Consider the following 13,054-nt stretch of genomic DNA (forward strand, 5'->3'; position numbering starts at 1 on the left):
CAATAAAAATTTAAAGGAGAGATTATATGAGCACAGTACAAAATCTAAAAGAAATGGAAAGATTAGCAACGGCATTAATGAAAACAGCGGAATCGCCGGAGACGAAATATCATATCGGCATGCTGTTACAACTTTTCGGGAAAGAAGCGGAAAATTTCGGGAAGTTAAATCAAGCGTTAAGTGGTGAGCTAGCTGAATTAGAAGTGTTACGAGAATTCGTTAAGACGCAAGGATTGCAAGCGAACTTTGAATCTTACATGAAACTCGGATGTAAATAAATATGGCTACGAACAGAATTGAGGTACAACTTTTAGCAGATATATCTAACTTACAGCGCGGAATGCAACAAGCAACGCAGGCGGTACGAAACTTCCATCAAGCGGTAAGCCAGCCGATAAATATACCGACGCCTAACATGAGCGGTTGGAATTCCGCAGTCCAAAGTGCCGGGCAGCAAGTTCAACAGTTGAATAGTCAGCTTCGAAACACAACACCGCCTCCGCCACCAAATATGAACTCATGGCAATCTACATTCCAAAACGTAGGTAACGGAGTGCAGAATATGGGGCGTAGAGTTCAACAAACGGGACAGGTAATGCAAAGTGCGTTTGCTCCAGCGGCAGCCGCATCGGGATTCTTCTTAGGAAAAATGATTCAAGATGCGAGAGAGTTTGAGAGCCAAACACGTAGGGCAGCTGTACTTACAGGCGGATCGTATAACCAAGTGAAAAGCGACATTCTCGAAATGGCGAAGACATCCGTTTATTCAACTAGCCAAGTAGCCGCAGCCTATGCAGAACTTGGCGCAAAGGGTTTTGATGCGGCTAAATCAACCGCAGCATTACCTGGTGTATTATCAGCCGCAGCCGCCTCCGGTGAGGATTTAGGACTAGTTGCCGATACTGTAACGTCGGCGTTAAATGCATTCGGAATGGAAGCAAGCCAGTCGGGGAAAGTAGCTGACATACTAGCGCAGGGAGCCAATCAGTCAGCAGCGAGTGTGTTAGATATGAATTATGCGCTAAAATATGCTGCTGGACCTGCAAACGCACTAGGCATTTCACTAGAAGAACTGTCTGCAAGTATAGGCATAATGGTTAAACTTATTGACCGGTTGTTGAGAAATCGACAGCAAAAACTATTGGGAGAATTCGGTGAAGGCTAAGTCATAAGATACGCTAATACCGAGCCGAGCCGTTCGAGAAATCGGCGGAAGGTGTAGAGACTAATCCAAGTAACCTAACGTATATCACATATCAAGGTGAAAGGAACACGAGAACCCGACACCCAAACGTTAAGTCGTGGGTGAAGATATAGTCCGATACTCCGGTGAAAGCCGGAGAGTTACGGATAAAGAGCCGTAACGGAACAAATGGATGCAGGTTCGACAGGAGAAAGTGCGGGGACGGCGTTACGTGCGTCAATGCTTCGTTTAGTTAAACCTCCGAAAGAAGCTGCAAAGGCTCTTGATAAGTTAGGAGTTTCTACGACAGACTCCAACGGCAAAATGAAACCACTCGCACAATTGATGGAAGAGTTACAGAAAGGTATGAACGGATATACCGACGCACAAAAAGCATCTACAATGGCGTCTATTTTTGGAACGGAAGCAGTTTCCGGCATGCTTAATTTAATGAGTGCAGGGCCGGAGAAGATTAGAGAAATGACGAAAGCACTTGAAAACTCTAGCGGTGCTTCGAAAAAAGCAGCGGACGATATGTTAAGAGGATGGAGTGGCGCGTTAAAGATGATGGAGTCCGCTATAGACGCAAACTCTAAGACTTTCGTAGATGCACTTGGACCTGCTATAGAAGCGGTTGCAAATTCCATAACAGGATTGGTCAACTGGTTTGCTAGTTTATCGGAAACTATGCGAAGTGTGGTCGCTATTTCAGCGGTATCTGTAACTGCATTTTTAATAATTGCCACAGCGGTTGGTATGATGGCAAGTGCAATAGGTACTACGCTTATTCCTCTCGGTGCTTTAATCGGATGGCTAGGTAAAAGTGCGGCAGTAGCTAAAGTAGCAAGCGTCGCAATGACCGCTCTACGTACGGCATTCGCGTTTCTAACAGGACCAATCGGTATTGTAATTATGGCGTTAACCGCGATTGGTGTAGCACTCGTACAGTTGTATCAACATAATGAAAAGTTCCGTAACGCAGTCAATAGCGCCTGGGATTCTATTAAATCGAAAGTGACCGAGGTATCTAAGGCGTTTATGAATTTCGCTGGTCCAGCTATCGATGCGGTAGTCGCAGGTTTCAATCGTTTGAAATCGGCTGTTATAGCGGTATTTAACGGTGATTTCAGTCAAATAGGCGAGATATTCAAAATGATCGGACCATCTATCGCAGGATATATTATCGGAGGTATTCCAGGCATTCTTGTCTCGTTATCCCGTTTCTTTCCGGCAATTGCCAACTATCTCGATACTAACAAAGGAGTTATTTTAGATGCAATTACGAATGTCTTTAATTCAGTAGCGGCTTTCCTATCGGGAACATTACCACAACTAATCGCAGTTGGCTCGCAAATGATTATGAGTCTAGTAAACGGATTGGTCCAAGCGGCACCTTCGATACTAGAGGCGATGGTCGAAGTAATCAATACGATTATACAGTCAATTGCTACGTATCTACCTATGATAATTGAAGTAGGTATGCAAATTTTACAGGCGCTAATCACTGGAATTGTGCAAGTACTACCTACGATTATCCAAACGGGATTACAACTTATCTTAACGTTAATCCAAGGAATTATGCAGATGATCCCTACGTTAATTCCCGTAGCGGTAACGATTATTGAGACGATTGTTAACGGATTGATGTCGTTCTTACCACAGTTAATCGAGATAGGTATTAACTTGTTGACTACGCTAATAACCGGAATTACACAAGCGCTTCCGCTAATAGTACTTGCGATTATCATGGTTATTACTACGCTAATCGACGCAATTACAGCGAACTTACCGGCAATTATTTCGGCAGGTATTTCGATATTGACTACGTTGATAGACGGCATCGTACAGATGTTGCCACAGTTAATCGATTTAGCAGTCAATTTAATAACGAAAGTTGCTGAGACGATTCTAGCGAATTTACCTGCGATTATTGACGCTGGGGTAAAGATACTCATGGCGTTGATAGACGGGATTGTTCAGATATTACCACAGTTAATTAACGCGGCTTTAACGTTAATCGCTAAAATTGTCGAGACGCTTATCGCTAATTTACCGCAGATTATAAGTGCAGGGGTTAATATTCTACTAGCGTTGATTGCCGGTATTTTTCAGGTAATCCCACAGTTAATAGTAGCGGCGTTAACTCTAATCGTAACGCTAGTCGGCGAACTACTTAAGAACCTGCCAAAGTTACTAGAAGCGGGCGTTAAGTTAATTGAAGCACTAATCAAAGGTGTTCTTTCGCTTTTGGGACAGTTAGGTAGCGCCGCATTAGAACTAGGCGGAAAGATAATAGATACACTTAAAGAAGTAGATTTATTCGATGTTGGTGTAAACATCATCAAAGGTTTGATAGGTGGTATCGGTTCGATGTTCGGCGAAGTTTGGGGCAAGATGAAAGAGCTCGGAAGTGGTATCAAGGAAAGATTCACAGGTATGCTAGGCATCCACTCTCCCTCACGCGTTTTCCGTGATTACGGTATATATACCGGCAAAGGTTACGTAAATGGTATTGACGGAATGAAAAGCGCAATAATCAAGACGTCGGAAAATATGACGGACTGGATGAAACCGGAAATGCTAGCCGTGGATACAGGCTCCGTAAATACAGGCTTAGCGAAAGCCGCAGCACCTTCGGTGTATGCAACGGATGCTGGACGTAAAGCTAGTACGGATGCAACTTCGAACTTCCAACGTGAAGTGACAATTGAAAACGTAATTATGATGGACGGTAGAGAAATAGCGAGGGCGACAAAAGGTTACTTAGATAACATGCGTATGCAGGACGTAAGTATTCAGTCTTATTTATTAGGAGATAAGGGGTGATGGCGGATTGGACATAGAAACTACATTAGGAACAATAGTACAACGGTTAGCCAATCGTCTAAGGATAAAAAGCCAGCGTATATTAACGTAAAACTCAGTAAGCAAGAGTTTACGAGATTCGTTGACGATATTATTGGCGAGCAAGAGGCGGTTAAAAGACGTAGAGAAGTATTTTAAAGGAGGGCGGTAGATTGCTAGTTTTTAACGCGTTTTAGGAAAGTGTTGACAGTTTTCCTGAAAAATGGTTACGGTTATTTTAAGCCAGAAGGCTAATTACAAAGTATCGGAGTGAAGTATAATGAAAACATTATCATTAGGGAAATTTGGTCGAATTGTACAAGGAACATTGGAAGAAGTGGGTGAGAATGCGTTTCGATTAACGGTTATTAGCAAAGGGGAAAAAGGGCATATCTTTATTGATACAAGTGACATTCCTTTTGACATTAATTATGGTGTATTTGCAGATGATTACGAAAAAGGTCTTACGTCAGCTGACAAGATTCAACTTGAGGGCGAAATCCGTAGGTATGTCAAAAGTAACCGGTCATCTGTACATCAATGAGGTTGTTTAAGCTCTTGCTTGAACGGAAATACGTTCTAGAACAAAACGAAGAGGGACATAGTGTCCCTCTTTTTTATTTCGATTAAAAGGAGAGAGGATAATTGGAACAAGGAACTATTATTGATTGGGATAATATTGATAAATCAATCGCAGAACTACAAGCGAGAATCGAAGCGCATAGGCTAGCACGTATCGAGAAAGGATTACCGCCGGAGCGGCCAGACTATTTCGTCGATAGAGAATTATCGAAAGTATTATCCGATAAAGTCGAGCATCTTTTCGACTATTTTAAGAAGTATAGCGCTCTACTAGTAAAAACGCGGGCATTACAACCAACGGAATATAATACAATTCACCAGAAATATGGCGAGTATCTTCTATTATTAAGTGAGGCGATTGACCAGGCGCATAATGTAACAGGTCGCAGCCAGCGTGATTTATTAAAAACGATGAAACGTATTGATGCAGACGAAATCAGTTACGAGAAAGCTAGTCGTGAGATTTACTACACATTCAAGCTACTAGACTTACGTAGCATTGGGATAAATCAATTTACCGAAGAACCTTTACCGGAAATAGATGAAGAACGTTTAGAGAAGTTACGGAGTGACGAATCGTTCTTACAATCGGAAGTAGATCGTTATTTAAAACACTACGAGGAAATCAAACACTTAATATAAGGGGGAAGATACGATGAACTTACGAGACCTACGACAGGAAATAACAGAAGAACAAGCACAAGCCGCCGTTAAATTGGTCGAGAATTCATTCGCAGGTAGGGAACGAAAGACGCTCGAAGAGATTGCGGAAGAGTTAGGCGTTTCAAGGACTACATTATGGACGTGGGGCAATGACGTAAACTTTATTCGGTATAAAGAGGCGTTAGCCGATCAATTATTGCGTGGTCAAATGGATTTAGCTAACGGGCAGTTAATCGCATTGATTCGCGGAGACTTTACTAACAATTCGACGCCCTCCGTTAAAGCGTTACAGCTTTATTATCAGCTACAAGGGAGATTGGTTAATAAGACAGAGGTTACGACTCATAACGTTGATAAGCTGAAAGTATCGCAAAGTGAGATCGAAGAGGAGTTAGCTGAATTAGGAAAAGGGATTTAGTAAATAACGATTAAAAGACGGGTGTTCCTACGATGGGAGCATCCGTCATTTTTTTGTTTATATATGAGAAAGATGCTGTTTAATATTGAGTATGCTTATGGAGGTAATAATGTAAAATTAATATAGGATTTATAAAAAACACTTAATCTGTATAATCATTTAGAGTGTTTTTATAATTTATGATATTATAAAAAAGTGAGTACCTTTCACACTAATTTGAAGTAAGAAATAGTGTTTGTTGTATACTGTAAGCTGTTGGATAGAGTACCTAGCACGTATATGCAAGGCTCATATCAAAAGAAATAATTTTTTGGAAATGGTGGGATGTAGATGTCTATGAAAGATAAAATTATTAAACGATATTTAGAAAAGGATTTAATGATATTAAGAGATGAGGGAATTATTGCTGAAACAGATTCAAGAGTAAAGAGCTTTATTTTTGTAGCCGGTAACGATAGCCATAAGGAATTAGCTAGTATAATTCAAGAAATATTGGCGAAAGAGATATGGAATTATGATATAGAAAATCATAGTGAGGATGATGATGTAGAACCGTATCATATCTTTGATCCTTATCCACAAAATATAAATGGCGATTGGGTAAGGTGCATATGCACTACGGAGATATATGACCCATCGGAAATAGCAGACGTAATGTCAAAGAGAGTTTAGACGGGACTTTGAGTCGTTGTATTTGTATATATAATAGGAAGAAACGTGTAATTTGTCGATAAGACATAGGTTGACTGAGTAACGGACAGGCCGTATACTAGGTTTAACGTAGTAGAGAAAGGTTACCGATAAATTACGTAATAGTAAACCGATAAACTACCGAAAGAATCGAAAAGATAAAACGATTAAAAATGTTAATATATCAACGTCTTATACAGTATTCATGTCAAAAGCAAAACCTACGAATTCCGAGTTCATCGCAATGGTTGCGGATAAGCTAAGACTTGAACATAAGGCTAGCTGAGAGTAAAAGTAGTAAGGGATTTAAGTTTTAGTAAAGCTTAATCATTCTTTCAATTTATACTCCATATTAAATTTAAAACTAATGAACTTTTTATTTAATGACCAATGAATGTTAGAATTCGTTGGTCTTTTTATTTTGTTGAGAAAAAGAGGGGAAGTAATATCAATTTTATTGAAATTATTTTGGTAGATGAAAATGGCTTGTTTGATATTACGGAAAATATATCCTGTTTTTAGTAATATTACATATAAGTGAGTTTTTTATAAGACCATTAAATAGGTATACATAGGGAGACGGAAAATGAAAAATAAAATATTAACTTGGCTAGGAATAGTAGCAGCTATAGGGGTTCTTGCTGTTGCAGTTACATTTGGAATGTTAGAACTTGCCGATAATCCAGTAGATAAAGAAGTGAGTGCTCAAATAGATAAAAAAGAAGATCTGACGATAGTAGGTAGAGAGGTAGATGGAGTCTTTGTTGATGTGTATGTTACTGAAAATTCTACTGAAAGCGAAGTTATTACAGCGATGCATCACATGACTCATCAAAAAGTAGTGGCAGAACGAAAATCGGGATCTATCCCAATGGTTCAAAATAATGCTGAAAAATTAAAAAAAATCATAAATAAGAGTAGCTTTGCGAAGAGAAATGAGCTTTTAGCAATTGCTGATAGATGGGCGAAAAAAGACTTTAGTCAAATTGTAGAAGATCACAATTATTTCTCGGATGCTCAAGAAGGTAACACTTGTAAAGCTACTAGAGAAATGGATGCGATAGAAGAGCAATATTATATTTTAACTACATTCGGGGAGGAAAAAGCGAAAGAACTATACAATTCAGGAGACGCGCCACATGTGCAATAAAATGAACCTTTAATTAGTAGAGGCCCATCCTGCACTTAACGTCCTTGCCAAATTGTGAGCCGGGATTTTTAATGTCTGTAAATAGTGAGATAAATTATAGAGTATTTAGAAGCTTTCTTTTAGGGAGCTCTTTTTATTTACTTCGATACATATTTATATAGAAAAATGCAGTGAAAATAAGGATATGTACAAGAAATACGTGGGTTGGACATCATCATCTCTATAACGTATTATTGATTGGGAAAAGTTAAAGATATAGGAGAATGGATGAATGACTTTTAAAAAAATAGTGAATCGAGCTTACCCAATCATTGTTATGACGGTGTTTTTAGCTATATTTTCAATGATAGTAAGTAAATTTTTTATCCCGAAAACGATATTGATGAGTGGTGAATTTCCTTATCCCACTGAGGAGTATACTCCAAAAAAAGTCGGTGCTGTTATAGCGGCGACGTTGCTTTTATTTGCACTCTTCTTTATGTATTATAAATGGGTTATTAATAAAATGAAAAGAACGTACACAAATATTATGATTGCTTTAGGTATCATAATCATTTTGATGATGGAAATAATTATTACTTCCATAGCATTTAACCCTGTTGTAGGGGATTATGCCATCCTTAAACAAGGGATTGTCTCTGTGTTTAATGGAGATAATCAATTTTTAGAAATGGGGCAGCTTCTATTTTATCCATATAATACACATATTGTATTATTAGGAGGATATTTTGCTAAATTGGTAGGAAGCGTAGATTTAGCGATAAAAATATTACCAATAGTGTGTATAACAGGTAGTATTATTTTCAATGTATTGATTGTAAGAAAAATTACAAATTTTAAAGTTGCTCACATATCGATCGTGTTATCTGTGCTAAATATTTTTATATATTGGCAGGCGCCAGTTTTCTATACACATACATTAGTAATATTTTTTATTTCAGCAACGATGTATACATATTTGTGCTTGAAAACGGCGGAAACCAAAAGAATGAAGATTATTTTATGGATTTTATTAGGGGTTTTTGCAGCTTGTACTTATATTATAAGACCGACAGCATTAGCCGTAGCGTTAGCGATTTTAATTGAAAATATTTTTAAGTTTCGTAAGGAATATTCTGTAAAGGTGTTAAGTAGTGTTTTATTTTGTTTAATTCTTATTATAAGTTTTAAAGGTATAACGACAAAGCTAAATCTCAGTACCGATAATGAAATTGAAAAAATTCCATTCACTCATTGGGTGAAAATGGGTCTGAACAAAGATACGTATGGTGTGTGGAATCAGGCAGATGCAGATTATATTGATGATGAAAATATAAAGAATACGAAGGATTTGAATGAACACAATAAAGAAGTTATAGTGCAGCGTTTCAGTGAACTTGGTGTAACGGGTTATGTACAACATTTAAATGAAAAAATAACTAGAGAATGGGTATCGAGCCAGTTCTCTATGTACCGTATTGGACAATGGTTTGAGCAGAAGAACGACACTGTAACTAATTACGTATCGAACTATAGTACAACGAATTATAAAATCGTTACTGTATATTCGTATATTATCAAATTATTCGTTTATGTAGCTGTTCTGGCAGCTATTATTCTTTATAAAAAGAAAGATGAAAATGAATCGGAAGTTATACGAATTGCGATGATTAGTACGTTAGGGGTATTTACTTTCTTGTTACTATGGGAAACAGCTCCTCATTATACTTATGAGGCATTTGCATTTATGAATATTCCAGCTTCTTTAGGATTGTATAAATTGTTTATGATTTTTAACAAAGAAAAGAAAAATGCATAATTTGAGTAACTGAAACGAGTAGTAAGAAACCCCCTCTTTTATTAAAAGAGGGGGTTTCTTTTAATTGACTATAAATATTTGAAAAAAGATTAAATGGAATCATAGTATATCCGTTAAAGGATTTTAGCGGGGAAGTCATACGTGATATAATAGAGAATAATAAAAAGTCCTGCAAAACAGGACTGTATTATTCTTCGTCTTTATTTTGTTTTTCTAATTCAACTAACTTTTGAATTAAAATGTGCTGCGGCATATGCATAAGTTGTTCAAGTGGAACACCTAATGCTTTTGATAGGCGGACTGCAGTGTCTGGAGAAATTTGTAATGGTCTCATAGAAGTACCTCCTTTTTCGTATAGTATAGCATAAGATTGGGGGAGTGAGGATGACTCTTATATTTGCACATCGTGGTGCAGCGGGAACATACCCAGAAAATACAATGATTTCATTTGAAGCAGCTGAATCTTTTAGAGCAGATGGAATTGAACTTGATGTTCAATTAACGAAAGACGGAAAGGTTGTCGTCATTCATGATGAAACAGTGAACAGGACAACAAATGGAAAAGGTGCGGTTCGAAATTATTTATATGAGGATTTATGTAAATTAGATGCGAGCTATAAATTTGGTGATAAAGTAGGTTTTTGTAAAATACCTCTTTTAGAAGAGGTGTTAGAATGGATTGAAAAAACACAGTTGCTACTTAATATTGAACTTAAAAATAATAAATTTCCATACAGAGGTTTAGAGGAAGAAGTTATAACGCTTGTACGGAAATTTAGTCTAGAAGATCGTGTTATATTTTCTTCATTTAATCACTACAGTATGAAACGGTGTCATATGATGGCTCCTGATATTCAAACAGCGATTTTATATCGCGAAGGTTTGCATAGTCCGTGGGCATATGCGAAAAAAATGGGCGCTACAGCAGTGCACCCTAATTATCGTTACCTTCAAGATGCTGTTGCTGAACTAACGATGGAAAGTGATGTAGAGGTTCGGCCCTATACCATTAATGAAGAAACACTTATGCGTAAATATTTTGATATGAATATTTCGGCGATTATTACTGATTACCCTGAAACGGCAAGAATGTTATTGCCAATAAAAAAATGAGACCGCGTGTAACGGTCTCATTTTTTTATTTATAAATAGTGGGGCCTGCCTATCTTCTAAAGCGAGCTTGTACTTTATTTCGTTTGCGGTCTCGGTGTAAGACGAAGCCGCCAAAGATATAAAACCCGAGCCCGAAGCAAAGGGCGCCAATTAAAAATTGTAACGAGAGTATAGAGAGTGGAGGAAATAGAATCCCGAATACAGTATCTCTCATTAACTTAATGCCAAACACAGCTAATGAAATAGGGATGAGTGCTAATAATAGAGCAAGGTAACGCTGCATATAAACTCTCCTTTTCAGATTATTTCGTTTATTTTAATGATGTTATATGAAAAGGGGGTTTGTCAAGAGGGGGCTGAACGAGTAAGATAAGGGTGTGAAAAATTTTGCAGAGATACTTCGAGAGGAAGTGTAACATATGAAACAAAAAGTTTTAATTGTTGGTGCAGGTGAAGGTGGCAGTACACTACTGAATCTGTTGCAAAGTTCGAATATATTTCAAATTATAGGGATTATTGATATAAATCCGATAGCAACAGGGTTACAAATGGCTAAAGAATATGGGGTTACAATTGGAGAGAGTGTAACTCCGTTTCTTTCTATGCACATTGATGTAATGTTTGATATGACAGGTGACGCTGATTTACATAAAGATTTATTAAAGAAAAAGCATAAAGATACTCTTCTTATACCAGGTGATATTGCGAAAATTGTAACGAGATTAGCACATGAGAAGGAAGATTTAATTGGAAAGTTAGAAGAACAAACGCAGCAAGGTGATTTAATTTTAAATTCTACGCATGACGGTATGATTGTAATCGATCGAGAGGGACAAGTTCGCCTATTTAATAAAAGTGCAGAGCGTATTATCGGGTATAAAAAAGAAGATGCAATAGGGAAATATATTTTAGAAGTTATTCCAACCAGTAAGTTGCTTCGTATTATACGTACGAAACAAATAGAAGTAAATTATGAACTGACATTAGAGAATGAAAAGAAAATTATTACAACACGTATTCCGATATTAAAAGAGGGAGGAGAGGTACAAGGGGCATTTGCGATTTTTAAAGATATAACAGAAGTTGTAGATCTTGCGGAAGAAGTTACAGATTTAAAAGAGGTTCAAACGTTACTTGAGGCGATTATCAACTCGTCTGAGGAAGCAATTTCAGTCGTGGATGAAAAAGGAAGAGGATTAGTAATTAACCCTGCGTATACGAAATTAACAGGTTTAACAGAAGAGGACATTATTGGGAAGCCGGCTACAACCGATATTGTAGAAGGTGAAAGTATGCATATGAAAGTACTTCGAACGCGTAGGGCGGTACGAGGTATACATATGAAGATTGGACAAAAGAAGCGTGATGTAATTGTAAACGTAGCGCCAGTTATAGTGGATGGGATATTGAAAGGAAGCGTCGGTGTAATTCGTGATGTATCGGAAATTCAAAAGTTAACAAATGAATTGAATAGAGCAAGGCAAATTATCCGAACGTTAGAAGCGAAATATTCATTTGATGATATTGTCGGAAATTCAGATGAAACAACAGCCGCTATTGAACAGGCGAAACTTGGAGCAAATACACCAGCAACAGTGTTACTACGCGGAGAGTCCGGGACAGGTAAAGAATTGTTTGCGCATGCAATTCACAATGGAAGTAATCGAAAATATAATAAATTCGTTCGTGTAAACTGTGCGGCTATTTCGGAGACGTTGTTAGAAAGTGAATTATTCGGTTATGAGGAAGGTGCATTTTCTGGAGCGAAAAGAGGCGGGAAACGTGGTTTCTTTGAGGAAGCGAACAATGGAAGTATTTTTTTAGATGAAATAGGAGAGCTATCTGCAAATACGCAAGCGAAGCTCCTTCGAGTACTGCAGGAAAAAGAGATTGTAAAAGTTGGTGGAACGAAAGCGATACCTATTAATGTGAGAGTAATCGCAGCGACGCATGTGAATTTAGAAAAGGCAATTCTAGAAGGGGAGTTTAGGGAGGATTTATATTATCGATTAAATAAAATCCCGATTCAAATCCCGTCTCTTCGTCAACGTAAGGGGGACATACCATCGATTGCAGAAAGGTTAATTCAAAAAATTAACCAAGATTATGGCCGGAATGTAGAAGGGCTTACTGATTCAGCGGTTTCGTATTTACAATCATATGAATGGCCAGGAAATGTAAGGGAACTTGAGAATATTTTAGGACGAGCTATTATCTTTATGAATTATAACGAGATATATATTGATGTACATCATTTACCACCTTTACATAAAGAAGAGCAGACGGAGTTAAAACAAAATAACTTATTACCGGAATTAGAAGAAAAGCCACTTGAACATTTAGTGACAGAGTTTGAAGGGAATATCATTCATGAATATTTAGAGAGATTTGATGGGAATAAAACAAAAACTGCAAGAGCATTAGGAATTTCAGTTCGAAATTTATATTACAAGCTAGAAAAGTATGACCATGCAAAAAATAGCATGCAATAAATTGCGTACCATGCAATTTATTGCATGGTATACAAAATGCGACAAATAAAGACAGAATGTTTTGTTATTTTCCAAAGTATTGATTTTACTGCATTTTGAATGCGTTTTCATTATTGGTAAG

12 protein-coding genes and 2 pseudogenes are annotated in these 13,054 nt (G+C 37.5%); 12 read left to right on the forward strand and 2 right to left on the reverse strand.

What is annotated here, in order from left to right:
- The first annotated feature begins 26 nt into the window (after positions 1 to 26).
- The 10 genes and pseudogenes from QCI44_RS06685 (at position 27) to QCI44_RS06730 (ending at position 9,328) form a co-directional block, all read left to right on the forward strand.
- Positions 27 to 278, forward strand: coding sequence for a hypothetical protein (locus QCI44_RS06685; RefSeq protein ID WP_353811058.1), 252 nt, complete (start codon positions 27 to 29; stop codon positions 276 to 278).
- 62 nt (positions 279 to 340) lie between these two features.
- Positions 341 to 1,096, forward strand: a pseudogene (locus QCI44_RS06690) (phage tail tape measure protein); the annotation flags it as partial.
- 276 nt (positions 1,097 to 1,372) lie between these two features.
- Positions 1,373 to 4,009 (forward strand): phage tail tape measure protein, encoded by a 2,637-nt coding sequence (locus QCI44_RS06695; protein WP_353811059.1) that lies wholly within the window; start codon positions 1,373 to 1,375, stop codon positions 4,007 to 4,009.
- A gap of 298 nt (positions 4,010 to 4,307) precedes the next feature.
- Positions 4,308 to 4,571, forward strand: a complete 264-nt coding sequence (locus QCI44_RS06700; RefSeq protein WP_098646309.1) for a hypothetical protein — start codon at positions 4,308 to 4,310, stop codon at positions 4,569 to 4,571.
- A gap of 101 nt (positions 4,572 to 4,672) precedes the next feature.
- Positions 4,673 to 5,251, forward strand: coding sequence for a hypothetical protein (locus QCI44_RS06705; protein ID WP_098646311.1), 579 nt, complete (start codon positions 4,673 to 4,675; stop codon positions 5,249 to 5,251).
- A gap of 13 nt (positions 5,252 to 5,264) precedes the next feature.
- A complete protein-coding gene (locus tag QCI44_RS06710; protein WP_098646313.1) occupies positions 5,265 to 5,690 on the forward strand; it encodes a phBC6A51 family helix-turn-helix protein in 426 nt (141 codons plus the stop codon).
- 330 nt (positions 5,691 to 6,020) lie between these two features.
- Positions 6,021 to 6,362 (forward strand): hypothetical protein, encoded by a 342-nt coding sequence (locus tag QCI44_RS06715; RefSeq protein ID WP_098646315.1) that lies wholly within the window; start codon positions 6,021 to 6,023, stop codon positions 6,360 to 6,362.
- A gap of 208 nt (positions 6,363 to 6,570) precedes the next feature.
- Positions 6,571 to 6,666: pseudogene (locus QCI44_RS06720) on the forward strand (sporulation transcription factor Spo0A); the annotation flags it as partial.
- A 300-nt stretch (positions 6,667 to 6,966) separates the two neighbouring features.
- Complete coding sequence (locus tag QCI44_RS06725) at positions 6,967 to 7,530, forward strand: PRK06770 family protein (protein ID WP_088084340.1); 564 nt, start codon at positions 6,967 to 6,969, stop codon at positions 7,528 to 7,530.
- Between the two features lie 271 nt (positions 7,531 to 7,801).
- Complete coding sequence (locus tag QCI44_RS06730; RefSeq protein WP_016086349.1) at positions 7,802 to 9,328, forward strand: glycosyltransferase family protein; 1,527 nt, start codon at positions 7,802 to 7,804, stop codon at positions 9,326 to 9,328.
- A 187-nt stretch (positions 9,329 to 9,515) separates the two neighbouring features.
- On the opposite strand, the gene QCI44_RS06735 is transcribed toward QCI44_RS06730, so the two are convergent.
- The gene (locus QCI44_RS06735) at positions 9,516 to 9,662 is read right to left on the reverse strand and encodes a YycC family protein (RefSeq protein WP_001247671.1); all 147 of its coding nucleotides are present in this window, start codon (positions 9,660 to 9,662) and stop codon (positions 9,516 to 9,518) included.
- 50 nt (positions 9,663 to 9,712) lie between these two features.
- Between QCI44_RS06735 and QCI44_RS06740 the strand changes: the two genes are divergently transcribed.
- Positions 9,713 to 10,441, forward strand: a complete 729-nt coding sequence (locus tag QCI44_RS06740) for a glycerophosphodiester phosphodiesterase (RefSeq protein WP_016086350.1) — start codon at positions 9,713 to 9,715, stop codon at positions 10,439 to 10,441.
- Between the two features lie 49 nt (positions 10,442 to 10,490).
- On the opposite strand, the gene QCI44_RS06745 is transcribed toward QCI44_RS06740, so the two are convergent.
- On the reverse strand, positions 10,491 to 10,724 hold the full coding sequence (locus QCI44_RS06745; protein WP_016086351.1) for a DUF2627 domain-containing protein: 234 nt from the start codon (positions 10,722 to 10,724) through the stop codon (positions 10,491 to 10,493).
- A gap of 136 nt (positions 10,725 to 10,860) precedes the next feature.
- On the opposite strand from QCI44_RS06745, the gene QCI44_RS06750 reads away from it, so the two are divergent.
- Entirely contained in the window at positions 10,861 to 12,933 is a 2,073-nt protein-coding gene (locus QCI44_RS06750) for a sigma-54 interaction domain-containing protein (protein WP_016086352.1), read from the forward strand.
- Positions 12,934 to 13,054: the final 121 nt, after the last annotated feature.

This window comes from Bacillus cereus group sp. RP37 (assembly GCF_040459695.1).
In the GTDB taxonomy this organism is placed as follows: Bacteria; Bacillota; Bacilli; order Bacillales; family Bacillaceae_G; genus Bacillus_A.